Annotated in this window: 29 protein-coding genes; 6 read left to right on the top strand and 23 right to left on the bottom strand. The window is 52.3% G+C overall.

Annotation, left to right across the window (positions count from 1 at the left end; all coding sequences use genetic code 11):
- Window positions 1-202: 202 nt before the first annotated feature.
- From ACO0LM_RS24955 to ACO0LM_RS24940, 4 genes are all read right to left on the bottom strand, one after another.
- The gene (locus tag ACO0LM_RS24955) at window positions 203-1033 is read right to left on the bottom strand and encodes a serine hydrolase (protein WP_423041006.1); all 831 of its coding nucleotides are present in this window, start codon (window positions 1031-1033) and stop codon (window positions 203-205) included.
- Window positions 1034-1150: 117 nt separating this feature from the next.
- On the bottom strand, window positions 1151-1672 hold the full coding sequence (gene pal / locus ACO0LM_RS24950; protein WP_423041113.1) for a peptidoglycan-associated lipoprotein Pal: 522 nt from the start codon (window positions 1670-1672) through the stop codon (window positions 1151-1153).
- Between the two features lie 223 nt (window positions 1673-1895).
- Window positions 1896-3221, bottom strand: coding sequence for an ATP-binding protein (locus ACO0LM_RS24945; protein ID WP_423041004.1), 1326 nt, complete (start codon window positions 3219-3221; stop codon window positions 1896-1898).
- On the bottom strand, window positions 3218-3880 hold the full coding sequence (locus ACO0LM_RS24940; RefSeq protein ID WP_423041002.1) for a response regulator: 663 nt from the start codon (window positions 3878-3880) through the stop codon (window positions 3218-3220). Before ACO0LM_RS24940 ends, ACO0LM_RS24945 begins: the two co-directional genes overlap by 4 nt.
- 181 nt (window positions 3881-4061) lie before the next feature.
- Here ACO0LM_RS24940 and ACO0LM_RS24935 point away from each other — a divergent pair, with 181 nt between their 5' ends.
- Both ACO0LM_RS24935 and ACO0LM_RS24930 read left to right on the top strand, forming a co-directional pair.
- Entirely contained in the window at window positions 4062-4541 is a 480-nt protein-coding gene (locus ACO0LM_RS24935; protein ID WP_423041000.1) for a cell division protein, read from the top strand.
- Between the two features lie 79 nt (window positions 4542-4620).
- Window positions 4621-4797: a hypothetical protein gene (locus ACO0LM_RS24930; RefSeq protein ID WP_423040998.1), complete on the top strand. Its 177-nt coding sequence runs from the start codon at window positions 4621-4623 to the stop codon at window positions 4795-4797.
- A 76-nt stretch (window positions 4798-4873) separates the two neighbouring features.
- On the opposite strand, the gene ACO0LM_RS24925 is transcribed toward ACO0LM_RS24930, so the two are convergent.
- The 5 genes from ACO0LM_RS24925 to ACO0LM_RS24905 form a co-directional block, all read right to left on the bottom strand.
- Complete coding sequence (locus ACO0LM_RS24925; protein ID WP_423040996.1) at window positions 4874-6580, bottom strand: long-chain-fatty-acid--CoA ligase; 1707 nt, start codon at window positions 6578-6580, stop codon at window positions 4874-4876.
- Between the two features lie 138 nt (window positions 6581-6718).
- Window positions 6719-7945, bottom strand: coding sequence for an acyl-CoA dehydrogenase (locus ACO0LM_RS24920; protein ID WP_422985926.1), 1227 nt, complete (start codon window positions 7943-7945; stop codon window positions 6719-6721).
- Between the two features lie 55 nt (window positions 7946-8000).
- On the bottom strand, window positions 8001-8459 hold the full coding sequence (locus ACO0LM_RS24915) for a PaaI family thioesterase (RefSeq protein WP_423040994.1): 459 nt from the start codon (window positions 8457-8459) through the stop codon (window positions 8001-8003).
- A 25-nt stretch (window positions 8460-8484) separates the two neighbouring features.
- Window positions 8485-9249: an SDR family oxidoreductase gene (locus ACO0LM_RS24910; RefSeq protein WP_423040992.1), complete on the bottom strand. Its 765-nt coding sequence runs from the start codon at window positions 9247-9249 to the stop codon at window positions 8485-8487.
- Window positions 9250-9268: 19 nt separating this feature from the next.
- Entirely contained in the window at window positions 9269-10000 is a 732-nt protein-coding gene (locus tag ACO0LM_RS24905; protein WP_423040990.1) for a histidine phosphatase family protein, read from the bottom strand.
- Between the two features lie 101 nt (window positions 10001-10101).
- On the opposite strand from ACO0LM_RS24905, the gene ACO0LM_RS24900 reads away from it, so the two are divergent.
- Complete coding sequence (locus tag ACO0LM_RS24900) at window positions 10102-11013, top strand: LysR family transcriptional regulator (protein WP_423040988.1); 912 nt, start codon at window positions 10102-10104, stop codon at window positions 11011-11013.
- Window positions 11014-11068: 55 nt separating this feature from the next.
- Here the strand turns inward: ACO0LM_RS24900 and ACO0LM_RS24895 are convergent, their stop codons facing one another.
- The 8 genes from ACO0LM_RS24895 to rpsP all read right to left on the bottom strand — a co-directional run bounded on the left by ACO0LM_RS24895 (window position 11069) and on the right by rpsP (window position 16716).
- Complete coding sequence (locus tag ACO0LM_RS24895; RefSeq protein WP_186947500.1) at window positions 11069-11401, bottom strand: DUF3579 domain-containing protein; 333 nt, start codon at window positions 11399-11401, stop codon at window positions 11069-11071.
- Window positions 11402-11884: 483 nt separating this feature from the next.
- The gene (locus ACO0LM_RS24890) at window positions 11885-12457 is read right to left on the bottom strand and encodes a GNAT family N-acetyltransferase (protein WP_423040986.1); all 573 of its coding nucleotides are present in this window, start codon (window positions 12455-12457) and stop codon (window positions 11885-11887) included.
- A gap of 116 nt (window positions 12458-12573) precedes the next feature.
- A complete protein-coding gene (locus ACO0LM_RS24885) occupies window positions 12574-13524 on the bottom strand; it encodes a CobD/CbiB family protein (RefSeq protein WP_422985914.1) in 951 nt (316 codons plus the stop codon).
- 118 nt (window positions 13525-13642) lie between these two features.
- Window positions 13643-14311, bottom strand: coding sequence for a CoA pyrophosphatase (locus tag ACO0LM_RS24880; protein WP_422985912.1), 669 nt, complete (start codon window positions 14309-14311; stop codon window positions 13643-13645).
- Window positions 14312-14483: 172 nt separating this feature from the next.
- A complete protein-coding gene (gene rplS / locus ACO0LM_RS24875; protein WP_186947495.1) occupies window positions 14484-14867 on the bottom strand; it encodes a 50S ribosomal protein L19 in 384 nt (127 codons plus the stop codon).
- A gap of 130 nt (window positions 14868-14997) precedes the next feature.
- The gene (gene trmD / locus ACO0LM_RS24870; RefSeq protein WP_423040984.1) at window positions 14998-15744 is read right to left on the bottom strand and encodes a tRNA (guanosine(37)-N1)-methyltransferase TrmD; all 747 of its coding nucleotides are present in this window, start codon (window positions 15742-15744) and stop codon (window positions 14998-15000) included.
- Window positions 15745-15913: 169 nt separating this feature from the next.
- Complete coding sequence (gene rimM / locus ACO0LM_RS24865; protein WP_422985908.1) at window positions 15914-16456, bottom strand: ribosome maturation factor RimM; 543 nt, start codon at window positions 16454-16456, stop codon at window positions 15914-15916.
- 11 nt (window positions 16457-16467) lie between these two features.
- The gene (rpsP, locus tag ACO0LM_RS24860; protein WP_186947492.1) at window positions 16468-16716 is read right to left on the bottom strand and encodes a 30S ribosomal protein S16; all 249 of its coding nucleotides are present in this window, start codon (window positions 16714-16716) and stop codon (window positions 16468-16470) included.
- Window positions 16717-16901: 185 nt separating this feature from the next.
- Here rpsP and ACO0LM_RS24855 point away from each other — a divergent pair, with 185 nt between their 5' ends.
- The 3 genes from ACO0LM_RS24855 to ACO0LM_RS24845 all read left to right on the top strand — a co-directional run bounded on the left by ACO0LM_RS24855 (window position 16902) and on the right by ACO0LM_RS24845 (window position 19302).
- Window positions 16902-17333, top strand: a complete 432-nt coding sequence (locus ACO0LM_RS24855; protein ID WP_423040982.1) for a hypothetical protein — start codon at window positions 16902-16904, stop codon at window positions 17331-17333.
- 281 nt (window positions 17334-17614) lie between these two features.
- Window positions 17615-18028: a CopG family transcriptional regulator gene (locus tag ACO0LM_RS24850; protein ID WP_423040980.1), complete on the top strand. Its 414-nt coding sequence runs from the start codon at window positions 17615-17617 to the stop codon at window positions 18026-18028.
- Between the two features lie 41 nt (window positions 18029-18069).
- The gene (locus ACO0LM_RS24845) at window positions 18070-19302 is read left to right on the top strand and encodes an alpha/beta hydrolase family esterase (RefSeq protein WP_423040978.1); all 1233 of its coding nucleotides are present in this window, start codon (window positions 18070-18072) and stop codon (window positions 19300-19302) included.
- 345 nt (window positions 19303-19647) lie between these two features.
- On the opposite strand, the gene ACO0LM_RS24840 is transcribed toward ACO0LM_RS24845, so the two are convergent.
- The 6 genes from ACO0LM_RS24840 to ACO0LM_RS24815 all read right to left on the bottom strand — a co-directional run bounded on the left by ACO0LM_RS24840 (window position 19648) and on the right by ACO0LM_RS24815 (window position 25662).
- A complete protein-coding gene (locus tag ACO0LM_RS24840; protein ID WP_423040976.1) occupies window positions 19648-20547 on the bottom strand; it encodes a hypothetical protein in 900 nt (299 codons plus the stop codon).
- A gap of 228 nt (window positions 20548-20775) precedes the next feature.
- On the bottom strand, window positions 20776-21597 hold the full coding sequence (locus ACO0LM_RS24835; RefSeq protein ID WP_423040974.1) for an alpha/beta hydrolase family esterase: 822 nt from the start codon (window positions 21595-21597) through the stop codon (window positions 20776-20778).
- 31 nt (window positions 21598-21628) lie between these two features.
- Window positions 21629-21769 (bottom strand): hypothetical protein, encoded by a 141-nt coding sequence (locus ACO0LM_RS24830; protein WP_423040972.1) that lies wholly within the window; start codon window positions 21767-21769, stop codon window positions 21629-21631.
- A gap of 227 nt (window positions 21770-21996) precedes the next feature.
- On the bottom strand, window positions 21997-23787 hold the full coding sequence (locus ACO0LM_RS24825) for an acyl-CoA dehydrogenase (RefSeq protein ID WP_423040970.1): 1791 nt from the start codon (window positions 23785-23787) through the stop codon (window positions 21997-21999).
- A gap of 104 nt (window positions 23788-23891) precedes the next feature.
- On the bottom strand, window positions 23892-24821 hold the full coding sequence (locus ACO0LM_RS24820) for an electron transfer flavoprotein subunit alpha/FixB family protein (protein WP_423040968.1): 930 nt from the start codon (window positions 24819-24821) through the stop codon (window positions 23892-23894).
- Between the two features lie 88 nt (window positions 24822-24909).
- Window positions 24910-25662 carry an electron transfer flavoprotein subunit beta/FixA family protein gene (locus ACO0LM_RS24815; protein WP_423040966.1) on the bottom strand — a complete coding sequence of 251 codons (753 nt, stop codon included), beginning with the start codon at window positions 25660-25662 and terminating at the stop codon, window positions 24910-24912.
- Between the last annotated feature and the right edge of the window lie 453 nt (window positions 25663-26115).

Raw genomic sequence — 26115 nt, 5'->3', positions numbered from 1 at the left:
TTCACATGAATCAGGCGTAATTCAGACGAATCACCTGCGATGAAATGAGCGTTATTTCTTGTTTTAAGTGCTGTTCAGGACAGCAACAATAGGGCGAGGCATGGCACAACGCATCTTGCACACCGGATGAGGAAGACGATGCTGGTATGCTGGGAATTATTACAGGATCAAGAATTTGAGCGACTATCGTTTGTCGTCTGCTCTATTTACGATGCCGTCTATGCCTGGCCAGCCTGGTCTTTACTTCTTCTTTGTAGCCTAGCAATTTGCCTATATTCAAGGCATCCACCCATCTGGCGGAGCTGGCTCTGGCGTTGAGTAACACCAGAGTGGCCATTTTGCCTGCCAGTTTGACGCGCATGATGAGACAGTTGCCGGCTTCGTTGGTGAAGCCGGTTTTGGAGAGCAGGACTTCCCAGCCTTTTTTGCCGACCAGGCGATTGGTATTATGGAATTCGCGCATGCGCCCGTTTTGAAGGGAGATGCTGTCTTCGCTGTCTGTCGTGATATCAGCGATCTCAGGATAACGGGCGGCGGCCTGGGCCATTTTTACCAGGTCGGCAGCGGTAGACGTATTTTCTGGTGACAGGCCGGTGGCTTCTTTGATGACGGTGTTGGGCATGCCCAGGGCGATCAGCTTGCTTTTGACGGCGACGATGAAGGCGTTATTACCACCGGGGTAGGTGCGCGCCAGCGAAGCTGCGGCACGGTTATCGGAAGACATCAGCGCCAGTTGCAGCGCATCCCTACGGGTGATGGAACTGCCCACCGGCACGTGTGAGCTACTGTGTTTTAACTGGTCAACATCGTCCGCAGTGATGTCGATTTTTTCATCCATGTTGGGCTTGCTGTCGAGGATGATCATGGCGGTCATCAGCTTCGTCAGCGAGGCGATGGGGACAATGGCTGTGGCATTTTTTTCCAGCAAGACCTGGCCATTGCGCTCATCTACCACAATCGCATTCTGGGAATTCAGCTGCATGGCAGCCAGGCTGCTGCTATAAAACAGCAAGATCACAACTAGCTTACGCATTAACATCGGGGCATTCAGTTACAAGTTTCAAGAACAAAAAAACCATTTGGTGGCACGATCAAATGTACCACCGCATGGTCTAATCATACAGGGAAAGCACGGCTTTCCCCATGAGCATTACTTGCCAGAGTATATGATATCTGCGCGGCGGTTTTCTGCCCAGGAAGCTTCGTCGCTACCAGTTGCTTTTGGTTTTTCCTTACCGAGGGAAACTGCTTCCATTTGTGCTTCAGGCACGCCCAGCAGGGACAAAGACTTGCGCACGGCTTCAGCACGTTTCTGGCCCAGTGCCAGATTGTATTCGCGGCCACCACGTTCATCGGTATTACCCTGGATCAGGATTTTTTTAGCTTTGTTGGCACTCAGGTTTTTGGCATTGCCATTCACTACTGTTGTAAATTCAGATTTGACGACGTATTGGTCAAAATCAAAATAGACGCTGCGGTTAGCGAGTTCGTTGAAGTCATTCTTGCCAGCGTCTACGGTAGTCACTGTCGTGGCACCATCACCGCCTTTTGGTTTTTCTAAACCGAGTGTTTTTTCTTCTTTAGCCCCGTCTTGTTTTGCTATTGGTGTACTGCAGGCTGCCAATAAAACTGCTACTGCTGCCAGGCTGGCCGCGCTTTTGATTGTGTTGATTGCACGCATGAAAATTTCCTCGAAGTTTTAATTAATCAATTCAAACCTGAAGCGGGAAAGTACACACCACAGGTATTACAAAACTTCGCTATGGTGCCTTAGGAAACTTAGGTGAATCTTAAAAAATACCTGTGGATAGAGATAAAACAAGGATTTTTACCTTGAAATTGGTAATTATTATAATATTTCCCAGCTTATTTTCAACTTGCTTTCAAGTCTTTTTTCAACTTGCATGGCGCAGGGAAGCCGGAAATTGTATGCGCACTTCCAGCCCGCCGATGGCTGCATGGGCCAGTTGTATGCGTGCCTGGTGACGATCGGCGATGGCTTTGGCAATCGCCAGGCCCAGGCCGCTGCCGCTGGTGCTGCTGCCTGCCACACGGTAAAAACGATCAAAAATGCGCTCACGTTCGGCTTCGGGGATGCCAGGGCCAGAATCCTGGATCACCAGTTGTATGCCCCCTATATCGTCAATCAGCGTAATGTAGACTGCCTCTTCATCCTGGATATAGCGCACGGCATTGTCAAGCAGGTTGCGTATCATGACGCGCAGGCTTTCGGCATCACCCATTAATTCTGTATTGGCGGCCATCTGGCTGCTGATACTGATTTTTCTGGAAACGGCAAACGGCATCACATCGCTGATGGCCTGTTCCACACAGGCGTTCAGCAAGGTCGGGCAGAAACTCAGGGCCGCCTGTGAAGACGGATCTTGCCTGGCCAGTGCCAGCAGTTGTTCCACCAGGCGCGATGCACGGTCCACCCCGCCCAACAGACGGTTGACTGCCTGTGCATGGGTGTTTTCATCCTTGGCACGGCCCAGATTTTGCACCTGCAGGCGCAAGGCCGTGATCGGCGAACGGAGTTCATGCGCGGCATCTGCCACAAAGCGCTGCTGTGCCTGCAAGGCCTGGCCCATGCGACCAAGCAGCGAATTCAATTCTGTCACCAGCAACGACACTTCACCCGGCAAACCTTTGTCTGACACCGGGTCGATGGAATTGGCGCTGCGATTGGCCAGCTCACTACCAATGCGATTGAGTGGTGCAAGTACAGAACTGACCCCCCACCAGGCGGCACAAAACAGCAAGATGGAAACTGGAATGACCGGCCATAAGGTGCTGAGTGCGAACGAAAATGCGCGCTCACGACGGGCACTGATTTTTTGCGCGACCTGGATCACGCGCTTGTTTTCTTCAGCGGCATACACGCGCCAGTCGCCATTTTCCAGGTTGACGGTGGAATAACCCAGCGCTGCCTGTTTCGGCAAGCTGCGGTGCTGGCGCGACTGGTAGACCCGGGCACCATCTTCTGACCATACCTGTACCACAAAATCAAAGTCATCGATCTCGGTACCGGGCAGGGTATGCCAGTCTACCTGGTCAAAATCACCGTCTTGCAGGGCCAGTGCCATTTGCTGCATGTGGTAGTCGAACAATTTGTCGGCTTCGCTGATGGCGGCGTGCAGGGATGTTGCAAACTGCAGGGCGGCTGCCGTCAAAATGGCGACGCCAAACAGCAGCATCATTTGCAGGCGCAGGGATTTCATGCGTTTTTCTCAACCATGTAACCGACACCACGCACATTGACGATGAATTTCTGGCCCAGCTTTTTTCTCAAGCCGTGGATATACACTTCAACGGCATTGCTTTCAATTTCTGAGGTATAGCCAAACAGCAGTTCTTCCAGCCGGCTGCGCGACAGGATGGCACCTGGCCTGGCGATAAGAGCATCCAATATGGTCCATTCACGCGCTGACAAGATGACTTGCTCCTTGCCGTTGAACACCTGGCGCGTGGTGGAATCCACCTCCACTTCACCACAAACGTAAGAGCTGTCCACCCGTCCGCGTGAACGGCGCAGCAGTGCATGCATGCGGGCAATCAGTTCATCCAGGTCAAAGGGCTTGATGAGATAATCGTCCGCCCCGGCATGCAGGCCCTGCACTCTTTGCGCTACGGTATCACGCGCCGTCATCACCAGCACTGGCAGGGCATCACCACGCTTGCGCAAGGCTTTCAGGATATCCATGCCATCGCGCTGCGGCAGGCTCAGGTCCAGCAGCAGCACATCGTAGCTGTGGATTTGCAAGGCCGCCTCTGCCGCTTCGCCGCTGGTCAGCCAGTCGACCAGGTTGGATTCACTTTCCAGCGCGATCTGGATGTTTTCACCTATCATGGGGTCGTCTTCGACGAGCAGGACTTTCATGGTCTGTCAGTCAATCAGGGGTTGTGGTGCAATGATGGTTTGCACAAGCTGTAAGATCGTAAACAGTTTCTAAAGCGAGGATTGTACGCGATGACGGCGCTGACAGCATGCAGTGCATCGCTTGACGCTGTTATGCATTTGATAGTTAACTTCCATAACAATAAAAAATGAAAGCAAGAAAATGACAGATCAACCTGCTCAAGTCGCTACCGAAGCCCATTTTGCACGAACAGAAAAGATACGCACCTGGCTCATCCGCTGGATGATGGCTGCTGCCGTGGCCCATTTTGTTGCGGGCGCGATCTTGCCCTGGCTGGCGCGGCAAAGCTGGATGGATGTATATCATCAGCATATAGACCAGCATTTCTGGCAAGCAGCAGCACCGGATGCCGCACGCGCAATGCAGATATGGTGGATCAGCCTGTTTGGACCGACGGTACAAACCGTGGGCTTGTGGATGGCGGCCCTGACGCAACTGGGTAATCGCTATCGCAGCCGCCTGGCCTGGGGCTGGCTGCTTGCCGGTATCGTCGTCTGGGCACCGCAAGATATCCTGATCTCGCTGCAAGCGAATGCCACGGTGCATGTCTGGATAGACAGCCTGGCCGTACTGACCCTGATACCGCCTTTGCTGTGGTTGTGGCGGATTGATCAGACCTGAGATTCAGCTACACCCAAACTTCAGGGCTTGTAAAAGACCTGTCAGCCACAATGTAGTGGCTTCATCTCCAGGAGCAAGCATGTTCTTTCTGCACCACCCACAACCGGTACGCCCCAGAAAGGCGGTACCTGAACTGCAAGTCAGCAGTCAAAGACAGGCCGTGGATACCAGGACCATTGTGGTGGAACGCAGTACTGAAGAATTGCGTGCGCTACAATTGCCGGTGCTCGCCAAGACAACTGGCGACAGCAAGTAAAAAAACGGCTTCTCTCACAACAAAGAAAAGCCGCAGAAGCGCTCACAACATTATTGTTTTAATTGGCTTAATTTGTTTATATAGTCGTCCCCGCCCTTTTCCTGGCCTCTTCTTCGTATAATTCTTTCTTGGACAATTTACCTACCGGGGTTTTCGGTAATTCAGCCCGAATATCCATGGCTTGCGGCATTTCATGCTTGCCCAGTCTTTCTTTGAGGAAGTCTTTCAGGTCATCAAAACTGAAAGCTGCCTGCCCCGCCTTGAGTTTGATAAAAGCCTTGGCAGCCTGCCCGCGATAAGCATCGGGGATGCCGATGACACTGACTTCGGCCACGGCCGGGTGTTCATAAATCGCTTCTTCTATATTGCGTGGATAGACGTTATAACCACCTGACAAAATCATGTCCTTGGTACGATCAACGATGTACACAAAACCGTCTGCATCCATATAGCCGACGTCGCCAGTGCGGAAGTACCCATCGGTAGTGAAAGCTTCACGAGTGGCGTCTGGCTTGTTCCAGTAGCCTTTCATGATATTCGCGCCGGCCACGCAGATTTCCCCGCGCTCACCCAAGGCCACTTCCTGACGCGCATCATCGATACTGACAAACTTGAAGCGTATGCCCGGTGTTGGCAAACCGCAGGAACCTGTCTTGCGCACGGCACCCAGTGGGGTAAAAGTGCCGGTGGGTGAAGTCTCGGTCATGCCCCAGCCTTCCAGCAGGGTACAACCGGTCAATGCCTGGAATTGTTGCAGCACTTCTGTCGGCAAAGGGGCACCGCCAGAATTGCAGAACTTCAGTGCGCTGAGATCATATTCTTTGATTTGCGGATGATTGATGATGGCGGTGTACATGGTGGGCACGCCTGGGAATACCGTGATCTTCTTGTTCGCCAGATCCTTCACCACGGTATCGGTATCAAAGCGGGTATGCAAGACAATTTCTGCACCCATGCGCAGGCCAAACAGCATGTCCACCGTCAATGCATAGATGTGGAATAGCGGCAGCACGGCCAGCAGTTTTTCTTTGCCCTCTTCCAGCACGCGGGGCTGGATATTGGTGGTTTCCATGATCTGGCTGCAAGCCGTGGTCAGGTTGCCATGCGTGAGCATTGCGCCCTTGGGCAAGCCGGTAGTGCCACCCGTGTATTGCAGGGTAGCGATGGTTTCCTTGGGGTCTGTTGCCGGAATAGGGGTGTAGTCACCATCATTGTCCAGCAGATTTGCAAACAGCAGATGCCGTGTATCGTCGGGGATGGCGCTGAGTTGGCCGGCCTTGTCCAGGTTCGCTTTGACTGCACCCGGGTAAGGCGTCATCTCCGGGATATTGCCGATGATGAGTTTTTGCAGGCGGGTATGCCCCAGCATCTTGGCCATTTGCGGATACAGCATGACCATGTCCAGCGTCACCAGCATGTCGGTATGGCTGTCGGCAATTTTATGCTCAAGCACTTTCTCGGCGTCCAGCGGTGAATAATTGACGACGGTGCCACCGGCCTGCAAGATGGCAAAAAAGCTGATGACGTAATGCGGTGTATTCGGTAAATACAGGCCTACATGTACCCCAGACTTCACGCCCAATTGCTGGAAACCTTTGGTGGCTTGATTCACCAGCTTTTGCAATTCGGCATAGCTGGTCTTTTTCCCCATGAATTCCAGAGCGGGCAGGTCTGGCCATTTGGCGGCAGCGTCATGCAGTAATTGCGGCACGCTGCTGATGGGCAGGTCGGCATCCCAATGCACGCCTGCGGGGTAAGATTTGATCCAGGGAGTGTCGCGCATTTTTGTCTCTCTATTTTTTAAGAATAATTTGAAAATGTCAGCAAGCCGGGCAGTTAACGTAGGAAAAGCCCCGCCTCAAAAAAAAGGAAGAGCCAATCCGGAACTACCCGCAAATCGCACTTATGAAACTACAAGTATTTATTTTTTCTCCATATATTTTTTCAACTCCATCTTGCCTATCTGATTCCTGTGCACTTCATCCGGGCCATCGGCCAGACGCAAGGTGCGGGCTTGTGCGTAGGAATATGCCAGACCAAAATCATCGGACACACCGCCACCACCATGTGCCTGTATCGCCCAGTCGATGACCTGGCATGCCATGGTCGGCGCGGCTACCTTGATCATGGCGATTTCTTTGGCTGCGGCCTTGTTGCCGACGGTATCCATCATTTGTGCCGCATTCAGTACCAGGAAGCGCGCCTGGTCGATCAGGATACGGGCATTGGCAATACGTTCCAGTGTCACACCCTGCTCTGCGACTCGTTTGCCAAAGGCCACGCGTGTCAAAGAGCGTTTGCACATATCTTCCAGTGCGCGTTCTGCCAGACCAATCAAACGCATGCAGTGATGGATGCGACCAGGTCCCAGGCGGCCCTGGGCAATTTCAAAACCACGGCCTTCACCCAGCAAGATATTTGATGCCGGTACCCGCACGTTTTCAAACAGGACTTCGCCATGGCCATGCGGTGCATCGTCATAACCGAATACCGGCAAGGCGCGCAGGATAGTCACGCCGGGCGTATCGCGCGGCACGATGATCATCGATTGCTGCTTGTGGCGGTCAGGGTTGGCCGGATCACTCTTGCCCATGAAGATGAATACTTTGCAGCGTGGGTCATTGGCGCCAGAGGACCACCATTTGCGGCCATTGATGACATATTCATCGCCATCACGGACGATGGATGCTTCGATATTGGTGGCGTCAGAAGATGCGACCGCCGGTTCTGTCATGGCGAAGCAGGAACGGATTTCACCACGTAGCAAGGGCTTCAGCCATTGTTCCTGATGTTCTGGCGTGCCATAGCGGGCAAACACTTCCATATTGCCGGTGTCGGGTGCCGAGCAATTGAATACTTCGGGTGCCCAGACGGCACGGCCCATGATTTCGCACAAGGGTGCATATTCCAGATTGGTCAAACCTGCGCCATGGCCAGATTCTGGCAGGAAGAGATTCCACAAACCGGCATCGCGGGCCTTGGCCTTCAGTTGCTCGACCACTTTGGTCGGTATCCAGGCATTGCCGGCCTTGCGGTTGGCAGCGATCTCACCAAAGAAAGTTTTTTCATTCGGGTAGACATGCTCGTCCATAAAAGCGATTAGACGTGCCTGCAAATCTTTGACTTTGGGGCTGTATTGGAAATCCATGATGTGTCCTTTTTCCTTGTGGGTTCAGTCTGCTCGGTTTGCTCAAATGGACAGGTTATGTCCGTTTATTTTTTTGTAGCTCAATATTGCGCGCCGTCAGCAATGCTGTTGCGCATAAAACCTCTTCGCCATCGCACACAGAGAAAACCTCTGCAGCGCTGACGGTCAATAACTTCCCGTGTGACACCACACGTCCGCGTGCCCGCAATTTTTCACCATCGGCGGGGGCGACTATCTTCAAATTACTGTCTATGCTGGCGTTGATCCAGCCGGGCGGTAACAGAGTGCCGGCGGCAGAGATACCGGCAAAATCTGCGGCTGCAAATATCGCTGTGGCCTGCATCTTTCCGGGTACAAAACTGAGTTCTTCACGGTAGGCAATATCCAGTTCCACTTCACCCGGCTCCACCCTCACAAACTGTATGCCCAGCCATTTCGCCATCGGCATGGCCAGCACCAGATTCTTGAGTTGCACTGCGTAATCTGGATTGCTTGCCACGTATGCCGGTTTCATGATTGCGCCTTGTCCTTTTGCCGTATTAACTAACCAGATACCCACCATCGACATTGATGCAGGTACCTGTGGTATAGCTCGACGCATTCGATGCCAGGTACAAGACCGTGCCCGCCATTTCATCTGGTTCGGCAATGCGCTTCATCGGTATGCGGGTCAGTGCTTTTTCGAGGATGACGGGGTTATGGAACAGGGCCGAGGCAAACTTGGTATCCGTCGCCCCCGGCAGCAAGGCGTTCACGCGCACACCCATGGCCGCGCATTCCAGCGCAAAGGATTTGGTCATGGCGATGACTGCCGCCTTGGTGATGGAGTAAATCCCCTGCATGGCACCGGGCACCACACCGTTGACGGACGCCACATTAATGATGCTGCCACCACCATGTTTGGCCATCAGTTTGGCACCGGCAGAAGACATGAAGAAGTAGCCACGTATATTGACATCCACCGTTTTTTGGAAGGCACCAACATCGGTCTCGGTGATATGCCCGAAATGCGGGTTGGTGGCTGCATTGTTGACCAAAATATCCAACCGGCCATGCGCGGCTGTAATGTCGGCAAACAGGGCATCAATCTGTGCCATTTCACCGATATGGCAGGCGCGTGCTTCTGCCTTGCCGCCAGCAGCGACTATCGCTGCCACCACGGCTTCGCAAGCTTCGGCCTTGCGGCTGGAAACGATGACGTAAGCACCGTTGGCAGCCAGGGTTTTGGCCACTGCTTCCCCTATGCCACGGCTGGCACCGGTAACCAGTGCGACCTTGCCGGTTAAATCGAACATTGCTGTCATATCTTGTCTCTCTTATTTTTTAAACGTAGGTAATTGCTTTGGGATTGTTCAATACTTCAAGATGCGAAAAATTATTCAGGTAAGCCAGCGCAGGGCGCAATACGCCTTCTGCTGTCGGCTGCAAATGAAAACGCGTCACGGCACTATTCACCAGCGACCAGTTGAGTTCGGCAAAGCGCGGGTCTGGAAAGCTCAGCACATGCTGGCATAGCGCCGAGATAGTGCCGCCAGAAGTGAACACGACAATGTTTTTGGCGTCATCAGCAATCGCCAGTTGCTTGTGCATGGCAGCGACACAACGCTGGCGAAATGCATTCCAGCTTTCCACATACTCGGCATCATGCTCACCCGACATCCAGCGGCTGATGGCCTGAGCAAAAATGTCCTGGAAGGCCTGCTTGCCATTCGGCGTATTCATGAGGAAATGCTTGACTGCTGCCGGGTCATCAAAAGCCGGTACATGCCGCGCCAGGACTTCATGGTGGTTGTATTCGTTGAAACCGGCATCGCAATGCCAGCCAGAAGTGTCCAGTGCATCAAGGTCTTGTTGCCGCATTTCTGCGATACAGGCTTGCGCGGTTTGCTGATGCCGCTTCAGGGTCCCTGTAACCACCCGCGATACCTGCATGTCGCGCGCTGCCCACCAGCGCCCCAGATGCTGCGCCTGCTGTTCGCCCAGTTCAGACAATTGATCATAGTTCTGGCTGCCGAATGAAGCCTGCCCGTGCCTGACCAGATATAAAGCTGCCATTACTTCCTCTATCAATAAACTTCAGTAAAACAATGAACAAAGTGTATGCCCGCGACTATAATTGATCAAATGAATAGTTATTATCTGGATTAATTAATCTTATGCATTTATCTCGCGTAGACTTGAACTTGTTCACCGTCTTTGTTGCCATCTACACCGAAGGCAGCGTGACCCGTGCCAGCCAGCAACTGAACCTGACGCAACCAGCCATCAGCCATGCCTTGAACCGCCTGCGGCAATTGTTCAATGACCCGCTGTTTGTACGCCAGGGGCAAGCCATGGTATCGACGCCACTGGCGCGCAGCATCATAGAACCGGTGCGGCAAGCCCTGCGTGGGCTGGAAGTGACACTGACCGAGAATGACAAGTTTGACCCGGCACTGGCCAGCAAGCAGTTCAACCTGGCTTTGCGCGATGTATTGGAATCCACTGCCCTTCCGCCGCTGATGGAGAGCATTACCCGGCAGGCACCACAAATCAATCTGGCAGCGATACAGGTGGAAAGGCGGGAACTGGTCAGTGAACTGGCGGCAGGCAGCCTGGACTTGGCGATTGATATGCTGTTGCCACTACCGAACGAGATACACCGCCAGAAGGTGGTGCAAGGCAATACCGTCGTGCTGGCAAGACGCGATCACCCTGTCATCCAGGGCAAGCTGGATCTGGACAGTTATATGCAGGCAGAACACATACTGGCCAGTTCACGTCGCAAGGGCATGGGTCTGGAAGATTTTGAACTGAGCCGCCTGGGCTTGCAAAGACGTATACGCCTGCGCTGTCAGCATTATTTCGCGGCCTGCCGGGTGGTCAGCCAGACCGATTTGTTGCTGACCATGCCGGAAGGTTATGCGCGTATTGCGAATGAACAGTTTGGTAACCAGATATTCCCGCTACCGGTTGCCATGCCTTCATGGGATGTGTACTTGTACTGGCACCAGAATGTGGAAAATGATCCGGCCAATCGCTGGCTAAGACAGCAGGTAATAGCGGCGTTTCAGAACCAGACGGTTTGATCAGACGGTTAGAAACGCGCTGGCCCCGCATGGCTGAATTCAGATGGAAGGCGATTTATTTGCCAGCTTTTGGCTCGTCTGGCAGCAGACAGGCATCGATAATTTGCAAATCATTATCTTTGGCAAAACTGACGACGAAATGATAAGCCAGTGGTTCGATTTCACGTATGGCTTCGTTCACCACGACAGAACGCACGCCGTTCAGCAGGATAGGACGGACATAGGGTGAATATTGCAGATGGGAGTGGCGGCCACCGTCGGGGCTGAAGCAGGACATGGCTCCACACAGGCGTTCTGCCCAGTCACTGGGGCGAAATTGCTTCCCATCGCTGGTGATGCCCTGGATGAAAAATTCGCGGACTTGTTGCGTTTTTTTGGTATCTGCCATGTGCTCGGCTTGCGAAAAAGCAAGAGTGAATAAAGCTCAACATCATTATGTGATACCAAGCTTTCAAAATACTTCCATATTATATCTTATAGAAGACTTGAATCAAAATCGCCGGGTAGATATATTATGAGCCTTTGCAAAATCCGTTCCAGCATGTGAATGCTGACATGGTAATTGAGCCACTATAGTTCATTTTGAACCAGAGTAAAGATAGACATTTCCATATCGCCCTCATGTGAACACAGACAGGCTACAGAGTGATGACTTGCATTCTTCCCACATGATGCTGCTTGAATTTTTTGCAAACGCTTTCTGACCGGCAGCAATCACTTTGTCAGCAATGCTTGTCTTTTCAGCACTTATATCGTTAGTGACATTGCAGGCAGTGTGATGGGCGGTGTGATGGGTAGTCGTATAGGTAGTGGTAGTAGAGGTGGTGGTAACAAGCACTTGCCTACCAGCCGCCCTCTCCTGATATGAAAATTAACTCTCGATAATGATCTGATACGGTAACGCCGGCCATTCCTGCGGTACCAAAGAATAAATCGATGCCGCTGCTGGCAAGCCACCTACCATCAAACGGTTGCGGGCCGTGCATTCATGCAGGGCACCCAGTTTTCTGGCGACTTGCATGCTGAGTTCATTGCCTTCGGCCACCACGATCTCGATACGATTGAAACCCAGTTGTTTAAATCCGGCTTCGGCCAATATACGTGCCACGCGGGTGGCAATGCCCTGCCCCTGCCTGGATTGCCTGATCCAGTAGCCAAGGTTACAGTAGTTGTGCATCTTGCTGATCAGATTCAAACCACAGGCGCCCAGCAGTTCCCTGCCATCTTCGCTAAAAATGCCGAATTCATAGGCAGTGCCTTCTGCACGACCACGGTTGCAGACGTCAAACCATTCGTGCGTGGCTTCTATCGTAAATCCGGCATGGCACCATGACATCCAGCGTCCGACAGTAGGAACGGATTCCAGCACCGTGGCAGTAAATTGTTCTGCGTCCTGCGGCTCAAAGGCGCGCAGGCAAATACCAGGGACGATAATTTTTTTCATGTGATCAGCAGGCAGTTTTCATATCAGGACTGCGGCTGCGCAGATACGGCAACCGGCACATCACGAATGCAAGAAGAAAAAAGCTGGCTGCACTATGCATGGCCAGCTTTCTTTATTTATACCCAGGCGGCAAAAGATAGCAGCACCAGCAGCAACATCCATAGCAGCAAGGCGCGCCAGACCAGGCCGACGGCGCTTTGCAAGGCTCTTGGTGACGCTTCAGCACCGGGCTGGCTTTCCAGTTCCAGGCTATCGACATCGACGGCGCTGGCATCGGCCTGCAAGACCATGGCTTTTTCTTCCGGCTCACCCAGGCGCACGCCCAGGGCACCACCACCGGCGGAGAGGATGATGCCCACTGCTTCATCCGACCAGCGGTCGGCATAGTTACGCCAGGAATACACGGCATCTTCAAAATTGCCGACAACCGCAAATGCGACTGCCGTCAGGCGTGCAGGTATCCAGTCTATCCAGTAAAACACCTGGGCCGCATAAACACCGAATTCTTCATTCTTCATGTGTTCGGGTTCATTCCAGGCGCGCGACAGGTATTCGGCCACGCGGTACATGACGGCACAGGCCGGTCCGACCGGCATCAGGAACCAGAAAAACACACCAAACACATTACGATGGCTGGCGATCAGCGAACGTTCTACCGCCAGTCTGGAAATTTCAGATACCTCCAGGCCGGTGGTGTCCAGATGCGTCCATTCAGCCAGATAACGGCGGGCAGCCTCTTCATCGCCTGAACTCAGGGCCAGTTGTATCGACGTGAAATAGTGGCTGTAGCGGCGAAAACCCAGGGTCAGGTAGACGATGATCACATTCCAGATCAGGGCCGCGATGGGGTTGAGGCGATGGCATAGCCAGTAGATCAGTGCCGTAGGGACAGTCAGCAAGCCAACGATGACCCACCAGCCCAGGCGACCATGCTTGACTTTACCCGCATTGAACGAAGCCTCGATTTTTTCAGCCAGCGTCTGGATTTGCGTATAGATAGGGTTATCTGCACGCAAGGGCTTGAGCTGCTCAATCAACAGAGCTAACAGAATCGAAATAAAGGTCATAATTGACTGGATTGATGTTGCAGCACCCGGCTGCAAACAATGAATTTGCAAATGCGGCAAGTGTAAACCGATTTGCCCAGATTATGAAGCTTTGTTCTACAGAGCAAGAATTTTGCTGTCATGCGCGCAAAAAATGAAACAGGTTGCGCAGCATTCCGGCAGTGGCACCCCAGATGAAATGCTGTTCATAAGGCATGGAATAAAACTGCCTTTGGCCGCCACCATCGGGTAATTCGAACAGACGGCGCTGATGGTGCTGGCCATCCATCAGGAAAGCCAGTGGCACTTCGAAAATGGAGGCGACTTCGGTAGGGTCCGCCCGCAGCTCAAACCCGGGGTCCACCAGTGATACCACGGGGCTGACGCGGTAACCGGTGCCAGTATGATAATCCGGCAAATGGCCCAGCACATCGACATAGCGACGCTGCAGGCCGACTTCTTCTTCGGCTTCACGCAGGGCGGTTTCTACCGGATTGATGTCTTCTTCTTCGAAACGCCCGCCGGGGAAGCTGATCTGGCCAGGATGATGGTTCAGATTGGCCGCACGCTCGGTCAGCAGCAGGGTCAAGCCGCTCTTGCGGGTGACGATGGGTATCAGTACCGACGCCGGGCGGAAAGGCAGCTTCCTGGACAGGGAATGTTCATCATTGATTTCTGGCGTCCACGGAGGAGGCTGGGCAAAACGTTCACGTAGCCAACCCGGGCACAAGCGGCTGACAGGCACCGCCGGCTCGGCAGCCACGGACAGGATGGGCAGGGATTCAGGATTCAGAAAAATGTTGCTCACGATGAAAAAGTCTGCGACCAGATCGGCCCGGAATTGCCGCAGCAATACCGGGAATCAAACCAAACCGTAACGGACATTATTTTGCCCCTCAAGGTTCATTAGAAAAATTCTTAAAAATACAATAAAAAAAGGATGCCTGAGCATCCTTTTTTCGATACGGCAATAACAGATATTACTCTGCTTTTGCTGCAACAACCTTACGTGCTGGCAATTTCTCTTTAATACGAGCAGATTTACCAGAGCGTTCACGCAGGTAGTACAACTTGGCGCGACGTACGTCACCGCGACGTTTCACTTCGATAGAAGCGATCAGTGGGGAATACAACTGGAATGTACGCTCAACGCCTTCGCCGGAAGAAATCTTACGGACGATGAAGTTGGAATTCAAACCACGGTTACGACGAGAGATCACAACGCCTTCGTAAGCCTGTGCACGTTTGCGTGTACCTTCAACAACGTTGACGCTCACTACAACTGTGTCACCTGGCGCAAAGTCAGGGATGTTCTTGCCAAGGCGAGCAATTTCTTCTTGCTCTAATTTTTGGATCAGATCCATTTTTTACTCCTATGACCATCTTGCCGACGCTGCAGAATCTGGTTCTGACTGATGCCCGGTAGAGGATGGGGTTTAACATGTGAATCAATTGATTCACGCTTAAAGATTCCAGCCCTGAGGCTGAAAAATATTACAAACTGCTTAAAAACTTTTCGTCGACCTTGCTCAACAAACCGGCAGCACGGGCTGCGGTGATCAAATCCGGGCGTTTCAGCTGACTGGCTTGCAGTGCACGCTGACGACGCCACTTCTCGATCTCGGCATGGTTGCCGCCCAACAGCACGGCAGGCACGGCTTCGTCTTCAAATACTTCTGGCCTGGTGTAATGCGGGCAATCCAGCAGACCATTGACAAAACTGTCCTGCACTGCCGACGCCTCATCATGCAAGACCCCGGGGATTTGCCGTATTACAGCATCCATCAGGGCCATGGCTGGCAATTCACCGCCAGACAGCACAAAATCACCGAGACTGATTTCTTCGTCAACATAATTGTCGAGCAAACGCTGATCAACGGCTTCATATCTGCCACACAACAAGACCAGACCCGCAGCTTTAGACAATTGCATGACCTTTTGATGGGTCAGCGGTTTGCCTTGAGGCGACAGATAAATGACTTTGGGTAACACCTGCGCTGTGACAGCCTGGCGCTGCTTTGCCGCGTCAATTGCCGACTGCAAAGGTTTTGCCATCATCACCATGCCGGGGCCACCGCCATAAGGCCGGTCATCCACGGTACGATGTTTGTCACTGGTGAAATCACGTGGATTCCACAGCTTCAATTCGCATTTTTGTTGCTCGAACGCCCGTCTGGTCACACCTGATTGGGTAATGGCAGCGAACATTTCGGGAAACAGCGTAATGACATCGAACTGCATGGCTATGCCTTCTGAGAACCTATTTACGATCCTACTGCGCGAGCGTGATCGGGGCTCATGTGCTGCTCAAAATGCTCATGTACTCAAGTACATTCCGCTTTCTGCGCTGCTCTTCACCCCGCTGACGCACGCTCGCTACAGATCGTAAACAGGTTCTGAATTCATCACCTTAATAATCACTACCCCAGTCGACCTGGATTTTGCCTGTCTTTTGATCCACTTCCTTGACGAAAGTCTCTACAAAAGGAATCAGGCGTTCGTGTTTCGACAGTTCATTCTCAGGCACATCCGCTGCCGCCACCCGCAAAATCGGATGTGCACCGTTGTCCATCAAATCCCTGACGACACCTAAATTTTCACCCTGAAGATTGTCTACCTGCAAACCTATCAGATCGAGCCAATAGAATTCACCGGACCCCAAAGCAGGAAAATGCTTGCGAGAGATTTGTACAGTCGCACCTTTCAGTGCTTCTGCGGCATTTCTGTCAGGCACACCTACCAGCCGCGCAACCACGTCTTCACCATGGATTTTGACTTCCATGCGATCGACATCACGCAACTCGGGCTTATCCAACCACCAGGTCTTTGCTGACAGCATTGCATCAGCATCAGCAGAATAAGGACGTATCCTTACCCAGCCATGAATACCAAATGCTCCCGAGATATAGCCCACCAGGACCAGATCATCAGGAACATGAACTTCAGCAGACATCAAAGCGGCTATTAAGCTGCTGCTTTGGAGGATGCTACCAAACGAGCTACTGCTGGCGACAATTGCGCGCCAACACCTTGCCAGTATGCCAGGCGATCTGCTGCTACACGTACTGTTTCGGCATTACCAGTTGCTACAGGATTGTAGAAACCGATACGCTCGATAAAGCGACCATCGCGACGATTACGGGAATCAGTTGCAACGATGTTGTAAAAAGGGCGCTTTTTTGCGCCACCACGAGCTAAACGAATAACGACCATAATATTTCCAAAAAATGTCTGAACGCGGAAAAAGCTGTAGATTATAGCCTGTTTCTTAAGCAAGTCGCAAGGACTACCTCACTTTTCCCTTGCGCAAACGCATTTTCATTGATCAGCGTGACTATTCCGACACATCAGGGCGGCTTGACATACAATCACAGCTTCACTCTTGATGACATGCTGCAATGACACTCACCAATAACAATACACCGCATAAAAATAAAGCCCTGACAACATTCCTGGCCGCCGTATTTGGTTCTATCGGCCTGCACCGCTTTTATCTTGCTGGCAAAAAAGACAAATGGGGCTGGCTGCATTTCAGCTCATTGCCACTCAGCATGGTCATCCATTATTTCTATTTTGGCAAACCTGAAATCGTGCAATACAGTCCACTGCTGATTTCTTTCCTGGCCGCCATACTGGAAGCCCTGGTCATGGGCCTGACATCGGATGAAAAATGGGATGCCAGGCATAACAGCAAATCCGGCCAGACCAGCGACTCAACCTGGCCACTGGCCCTGCTGCTGGTACTGACACTGGGTGTAGGCGCATTTGTACTGATCGCCGCCATCGCCCGTACCTTTGACCTGCTGTACACAGGCGGTGCATACGGCTGATATGCATATCTAAAAAAATGGCACCTGTACGCATATAGCATGCGCCCTTGGTTTCAATTGTTGAAATGCCCTCAATCGTCATCATTGAGGGCATTTTTTATTTAAAAGTGAAACCCCGGCTACAACGCCGCTGGTGTGGTTTGGCGTAAGTCCTAATAAAGGTTTTATTAAAGACTTTATTTCAACAAGACACTTGATATACTCCAAAGAACATCCATATAGCATCCATACAACATCCCATAACCATCCATATGGATGGTTATTTAAATGAAAGGCTGTATATGACCGTCTCTGACATACGAAGCAAAGCAAGTGACACTGAAAAAATCACGATCAATCTTGGCCTGATCGACCTTGGTCAGGTTGACCTGCTGGTAAATGAAGGTTTCTATTCGAACCGTACCGACCTGATACGTACCGCCATACGCAACCAGTTGCTAACCCATGCAGATGTCATACGTCAAACCGTGATACGCAAGAGCCTGGTATTGGGCCTGCAACATTACACGCGTGCAGATCTGGAAGCTGTGCGAGACGCTGGCCAACGTTTGCAGATACAAGTACTTGGGCTGGCCAGCATAGCGGCTGATGTAAGTCCCGAGCTGGCTGCGGCCAGTATCGCGTCGATTTCCGTATTAGGTGCATTCCAGGCCAGTAGCGCGGTAAAAGCCGCACTGGCAGACCGCATCCTTTGAATGAGCAAGACTATCCCCCATGCGCCACTTGAAAGTACATCATGAATTTTAATCAAAGCCTGCTGGCCCGTATGCGCATGGCAGGTCAATCCTGGCTCGACGCACAGACATTTACCCTGCCAGGCAATGACAGCATGAACACAGACCAATTGCAGAAGTTGACGGCAGTCACAGAGTTGATACAACGTACCCTTAACGAAAATTTGCCTGGGCTGGCAAAAGCAGAGCAGCAAGCCGGGTTTGCCAGCCCGGGACAATACGCTGCGTCCCCGGAACAGCCGCTGCATGACGTCAACCCAAGACCGGAAAAACATCTGGAGAAAAAATCACAAGGTGGTGCCCGGTATCAACCGCACATCGTGGATGCAGACGTCACGCCGGCAGAGAAAAGTGAAGCTGGTCGCTTCATCAACGGTAACTACAGCAATGCCCACGGCAAGCGTGGCTATAAACTGTATATTCCCTCTTCTTATACGGGGCAAGCCTTGCCACTGATAGTCATGTTGCATGGGTGCACCCAGGGGCCGGATGATTTTGCCACCGGCACAGGTATGAACCTGATCGCCGAACAACAGCAATGTATCGTTGTCTATCCCGCTCAGGACCAGGGTGCAAACAGCTCAAAATGCTGGAATTGGTTTAAGGCAATGGACCAGAAGCGCGACCAGGGTGAACCCGCCCTGATTGCCGGTATCACACGCGAAATTATGGCCAATTACCATATCGACCAGCGCCGCGTATTTATCGCAGGCATGTCAGCGGGTGGTGCCATGGCGGCGATCATGGCAGATGTCTACCCTGAGCTGTATGCGGCGGTAGGAATACATTCCGGCTTACCATTCGGTGCGGCGAGGGATTTACCTTCGGCATTGGCCGCCATGCGTGGTGCTGCCAGTCAAAGTAAAACGTCGTCTAGCGGTGCCGCCATACCTATCATCATTTTCCATGGCGATCAGGACCACACCGTCAACAGCAAGAATGCCGACCATATCATGACCCGTTATCTCGACAACAATCCATCAGGAATGCTCAACGAGCAAAAAGAGAGCGGTTACGGAAAACATGGTCGTCGCTACACGCGCACGCACTACGCGAAAAATGACTCTTCCGGGCAAGCTGGCATCAAGTCTGCCCATGCTGAACATTGGGTAATTCATGGAGCTGGTCATGCCTGGTCAGGCGGCAATAGTCAGGGTAGCTATACAGATGCATCGGGACCTGATGCCAGCAGCGAAATGCTGCGTTTCTTTCTGTCACAAGTAGCCTTGCCGTAATCGAGAGGTGGGTGAAAGCCCAGGAACATGATCGTCAGACACACGCCAGAATTAAAGACCGGTCACAAGCCGATATTTAATTCTGGTTACAAGTTCCATGATGTATTGATGCCCGCCCGCAAGCCGCGATGTCATGGGTGCGGTTTCATTTTTTCTGAAACGCACTTCATCCATACGATGAAATGAATGCGACTGAATTAGCGCACAAACAAGGCGATCAGGATAACGATAGGCAGAGGTATGCCAAGTAGCAAAAGTAAAATTGAACGCATGATAGGCTCCGAAAAATTATAATACGATGTATCCCCTGTATCCCCTTACCCTAGGAAAGAGCAAGGATGAGGACTATGAAATCAGATGTGCCTGATCCCGCTGACGGCCGCCCAGTGTGGCTGCCAGGCTGGCGACAAATGCCCCCAGCAGCAAGGCTACAAACATCCACAGGGCAGAATTTGCAGCTGCCTTGCGCGCCTGGTCAGCAGCTACTTTGGCTGCGTTTTTGGCATCTGTTACTTGCTTATTCATTTGATCAAAGATCGCATCAACGCGTTTTGTCGCATCCATCGGTGTCATTTCCGCACGCTTGGCAATCATGCTGGACAAATAGTCACGGTCACCCATTGACAATCCACCGGCCGCTATACCTGTCGATAAGATCCGGCCCACTTCCATACGTAAGGCATTGTTATTGCTGTCTGCAACAGCCTGCCCGGAACGTAATAGCATATCCGCATAATAATCAACCCTTCTCGTTTTTGCATTGTCTGTCGTTGATGCTGATGCCGCTGTTATCGCCGTTACTTTCGCTGCATTCCCCGCTGCATCCACTGCGCCACTTACCATACTGTGAACAGCACCGGCCAGTAAGCCCACTGTCAACAAAGAGGCCACGGCCCATGCCAGCATGCCATGCGCGGTGTCGCGGAAGTACACTTCGTCGTCGTGCACATTACTCCATTTGACGCGTAAGCGGCCGGCTATGTAACCACCAACACCGGACGCTGCAAGCTGCGTAAAAGCAAGCCAGACAATCGCCGATATGCCCATTACCGCCGCGTTATACGACCATGGTGACACCGACGATAAACCCAGACCTGCCCCGAGCATCAAAAGTATCAAAGAAAGTGCGGCAGCCGTCACAGCACCTGCCAGCACCGCGCCCCAGGACACGCCCGACGTTCCTGAACGGGAAGCATTTTCGTGGTTGACTACCAGCCTATTTTCGTCCGTCGTATTGTTGTTCATAAAGGTATCCGTCCGCTTTCAATTGGTTTTATTCAAAATGAGATTTCAAGTGTTTTCACTAAAACATTCAAGAATGAACTCAGCATATGCACGAGGGTTTTTGATGTCTGTGTGTTGACCAACACTGCATAATAAATTTCGTGCCAACGAAAAAAAATCAGACATACGCAGTAAAAACTGCGGGGTAAGAAAGAGCAGTGCGAGAACGCCGGGCCAGGATGTGAAATTTCAGCTTGGACTGGCAAATTGCTTGTTGGAAAAAGTCCAGATCATGCCAGACGCGTCAGGGCCTTTAGGATCACTGTAGGCATGGCCCGCAGCGCCGCCACTCCATGCATGCGCCAGCCCGTTCACCTCGCACAAGCTGACCACGATTTGCCCCTGAATGCGATAGTCGGTGATTGTTGCCGGGTAACGTGCGCCGCGTTGTACGGTACGGGGCTTGCCCGCTTTCGCGCCCGCCTGGTTGGCCCATTGCTGCGCCAGCAGTGGGCCATTGACAGGCGCAACGACGTGGTCTTTACTGCCCTGTATGACCAGCAAAGCAGGTAACTTCGCTCCTGTTGGCAGTGATTCGGCAACCAGCCTGCGCCCACGCATTGCCGTGACGGCTGTCGCAGAGGAATGTGCAAGCCCTGTTGCAATGCCCGAATGCATGGCAAGTACCCGAAAGCGTTCAGGGCGACGTAGCGCCACAAGTGCTGCGATACTGGCTCCGGCTGACAAGCCGGCCAAAGCGATGCGGCTACTGTCTACCGGTTGCGACAAACAGATTTGATCGATCACCGCATCGATAGAACCGGCTTCGCGTTGCGCCCTGCCCGACCGCGTGTCATACCAATTCCAGCAAGCCTGAATATTCGCCAGACGCTCTTGCTCCGGGTACAGCACAAGAAAGCGTTCACGCCTGGCAATTTGATTCATTCTGGTGCTTGCCGCCAGTGCTTCAGCATCTTGCCCGCAACCATGCAGCATGACTATCAGAGGAAGCGACTCCGTGCGCCGCACGCCCGGTGGTTTATACAGGCGGTAACGCCGTGCACCTGTCATGCCGACTGTGACTCCGGCCTCCCCGCTGTCCTTAGCCGTGGGTCGTGCTGTGGCTGGCAGGTGTTTGGGTGTTTTCGGTACTGCCGTCAAGGTTTTCTTGATCACCCTGCTCGTTGTTGTCCTCGCTGTCCTCGCTATCTTGCTGATGACGCGTGTGAACGATTTTGTCCATAATGTCTTGCTGCTGCGTTTAGTCATCCTTTGATGGTAAAGGTGAATGCTAACAACCTCTATGCGCTAACGCACACAGTATTTACAGAAGATCAGGCAGGGAAAAGCAAACAGGCAGTAACGCAATAACGATTACACCAAAGCGGGATTTGAGTATAAAAAAACGGATCATTCATTGGAATGATCCGTTTTTTTTCAAACAGACAATTTACCTTACTGCAGTCATCATCAGAACTGGTCTTCAGCCAAAGCCATGACACCGGCACTGCCATCCACAATCGCTGAACGCAAGCCTTGCGCGGCGGACAGGATATGGTCAGCAAAATAGCGTGCCGTGGCGATCTTGGCTTTCATGAAAGCGGCATCGCCCTCGCCTGCATCCAGTTTTTGCTGGGCGATGATGGCAGCACGTGCCATTTGCCAGCCACCGAAGACAATACCCGCCAGCTTCAGGTACAGGACGCTGCCGGCAAACACGCCTTTGATATCTTGCTTGAAGTTGGTGACCACATAATCAACCACGCTTTCCAGTGCGGCAGTACCGGCTGCCAGTTGACGCTGTATCGCCAGCATGTCAACAGAACCTATGGCCGCCAATTGCGCCTCGGTCGCACGCATGTCAGCGACAAAGGCTTTGGCGATGGCACCGCCATCGCGTGAAGTCTTGCGGCCAATCAGGTCATTCGCCTGGATGGCAGTGGTGCCTTCATAAATCGTCAAAATCTTGGCATCGCGGTAGTGTTGTGCCGCGCCGGTTTCTTCGATGAAACCCATGCCACCGTGTACCTGCACCCCCGTCGAAGTGACATCCAGCGACATTTCAGTCGACCAGCCTTTGACGATAGGTACCAGGTATTCATACTTGGCCTGGTTGGCCTTGCGCACTGCTACATCGGCATGATGGTGGGCGAAATCGCTGATACCGGCAGCCACATAAGCCAGCGCACGTGCGCCCTCGGTCTGGGCGCGCATGGACATCAGCATACGGCGCACATCAGGATGATTGATGATGGTGACTGGACCGGCAGACCCTGCCAGGTCGCGCGATTGCACACGGTCTTTGGCGTATTGCACGGCCTTTTGATAAGCGCGCTCTGCCACGCCTATGCCCTGCATGCCAACGCCAAAGCGGGCGGCATTCATCATGATGAACATGTATTCGAGGCCACGGTTTTCTTCGCCCACCAGAGTACCCAAAGCACCCCCGTGGTCGCCGAATTGCAATACCGCAGTCGGGCTGGCCTTGATGCCCAGCTTGTGTTCTATCGATACACAGTGCGCGTCATTGCGTGCACCCAGTGTGCCGTCAGCATTCACCAAAAACTTCGGTACGATGAACAGGGAAATACCTTTCACGCCTTCTGGTGCATCCGGCGTACGTGCCAGTACCAGGTGGACGATATTTTCTGCCATATCGTGTTCACCATAGGTGATGAAAATCTTGGTGCCGAATACTTTGTACGTACCATCGCCTTGTGGTACCGCACGTGTGCGTACCATCGCCAGGTCAGAACCCGCTTGTGGTTCGGTCAGGTTCATGGTGCCTGTCCATTTGCCGGAAATCAGGTTTTCCAGGTAAATGGCTTTTTGTTCGTCGCTGCCAGCGGTCAGCAGGGCTTCAATCGCACCATCGGTCAGCAGTGGGCACAGGGCAAACGAGATGCTGGCGGCATTCAGCATTTCTATGCATGGCGTCGCCACCAGCTTGGGCAAGCCCTGGCCGCCAAATTCTTGCGGATGCTGCACACCCTGCCAGCCTGCCTCACCAAACATCTTGAAGGCTTCTTTAAAGCCCTTGGTGGTGAAGACTTCGCCGTCTTTCCAGTAGCTGGGTGCCTGATCGCCAGGCCAGTTCAGCGGCGCAACCACTTCACCGGCAAACTTGGCGTTTTCTTCCAGCACGGCTTCTACGGTTTCTGCCGTCGCATCTTCACAGCCAGGCAAGGCATTCACTTGCGCCAGACCAGCCAGTTCATTGATGAGGAACAGCATGTCCTTGACAGGGGCAACATAGCTCATTTTTGTATCCCAAAAAAAGAAAAAGGGGCAGGTCAGGAAGATCGCCTTGATGATGCGATAAACCGCTTACCTGCCCCCGTCAGGCCACCGCAGCGGCCAACAAGTTAACCTAACTCAGCAACCAATTGTGGAACGATTTCAAACAAATCGCCAACGATGCCATAATCAGCAACCGAGAAAATCGGTGCTTCTGGATCTTTGTTGATGGCGACGATGGTTTTGGAATCTTTCATACCGGCCAGATGCTGGATCGCGCCAGAGATACCGACGGCGATATACAACTGCGGCGCAACGATCTTGCCGGTTTGGCCAACTTGCCAGTCATTCGGTACAAAGCCGGCATCCACCGCAGCACGGGATGCACCCATGGCTGCACCCAGCTTGTCAGCCAACGGTTCCAAAATCTTGAAGTTGTCGCCAGAACCCATGCCACGACCACCGGAAACGATGACTTTTGCAGCTGTCAGTTCAGGACGGTCAGACTTGGCCACTTCGCGCGAAACGAAAGCAGATTTGCCAGAATCAGCAACCGCAGAAATTGTTTCAACAGTCGCAGAGCCACCAGCGGTAGCAGCATCAAAACCAGTGGTACGCACGGTGATGACCTTGATCGCATCCGTCGATTGCACAGTAGCGATGGCGTTACCGGCATAGATAGGACGCTCGAAGGTGTCAGGGCTGTCTACCTTGGTGATTTCAGAAATTTGCGAAACGTCAAGCTTGGCAGCTACGCGTGGCAAAATGTTTTTGCCGTAGGCAGTTGCCGGTGCCAGGATATGGCTGTAGCCGGAAGCGATAGCCAATGCCTGTTCAGCCACGTTTTCTGCCAGGCCATCTGCAAAATGCGCTGCATCTGCATGCAATACTTTGCTGACGCCAGCGATTTTTGCTGCCGCTTGTGCCGCAGCACCCGCATTATGGCCAGCAACCAGTACGTGTACATCTGCGCCGCATTGTGCAGCGGCAGTGATGGTATTCAATGTGCTGCCCTTCAGGCTAGCATTGTCGTGTTCAGCGATGACGAGTGTAGTCATGATGTCTTCCACTTGATATGCTGCCAGGATCCCTATCCCGACAACAAAAATTATTCTTAAATTCTGTCTCTAATTCAGCGGTCGAAAATTAACCAATAACCTTGGCTTCATTTCTCAGCTTGGCAACCAGTGTCGCCACGTCAGGCACCTTGATGCCGGCGCTGCGTTTTGCTGGTTCGGTAACTTTCAAAGTCTTGACGCGAGAAGTAACGTCCACACCCAGGTCGGCCGGTTTGACATTGTCCAGTTGTTTTTTCTTGGCCTTCATGATGTTAGGCAAAGTCACATAACGCGGCTCATTCAAACGCAAGTCTGTGGTGATGATGGCTGGCAGTGTCAGCGACAATGTTTCCAGGCCGCCATCCACTTCGCGGGTGACTGTGGCTTTACCATCAGCAACCGTGACTTTGGAAGCGAAAGTCGCCTGTGGCCAACCCAGCAAAGCTGCCAGCATCTGGCCTGTCTGGTTGCAATCATCATCAATCGCCTGTTTGCCGAGGATGATCAATTGTGGTTGTTCTTTGTCAGCCAATGCCTTGAGCAATTTGGCCACAGCCAGCGGCTGTAGTTCTGCATCGCTTTCAACCAGGATGCCACGGTCAGCACCAATGGCCATGGCAGTACGCAGGGTTTCCTGGCATTGCGCTACGCCGCAAGAAACAGCCACGACTTCAGTCACAACGCCCGCTTCTCTCAAGCGGGTCGCTTCTTCAACAGCGATTTCATCAAATGGGTTCATGGACATTTTGACATTGGCGATATCAACGCCAGAGCCATCAGATTTGACACGTACTTTGACGTTGTAATCGACGACGCGTTTGACTGGTACCAGGACTTTCATAGTTCTGCCTTTATGAGCTAATTGGGAAATACCGAAGGTGATACGAATATAAACTGCTTAAATGATGAATACCAAAACTTAAATTTTGACGCCTGACGCTGCCACAAAGCCTGCGGTTCTAACGAGACGCACTGAATTCTGCACGCAAAGAACTCTTCAAGCATTAATTCTGCACGCATTAATTCTTCATACTACTGCGCTTTCGCATCCATAAATTGACGTATACGTAAATTGTAGTGATTATAAAACGAAAACATCAACATTTTGCATAATTTAGCACGATCGTTCTTTTTAATCCACTTTTCCAATAGAGAAGAAAGTCTAATTGTTGCCGCTGACCGAAAATTGACCCACTTAAGAGGTTTCTGCTGATTCAAAACTGACCCAGGTGTTCTACTTATCCTGCCTAATTTTTAGGCGGGAGACAAAAAGGTGATCACCATGGAAATGTTA

The sequence above is a fragment of the Undibacterium sp. Di26W genome, assembly GCF_049340265.1.
Classification (GTDB): Bacteria; Pseudomonadota; Gammaproteobacteria; order Burkholderiales; family Burkholderiaceae_D; genus Undibacterium.
Note: the sequence above shows the minus strand (reverse complement) of the source record. Positions and strands in the feature narration are given on the sequence as shown.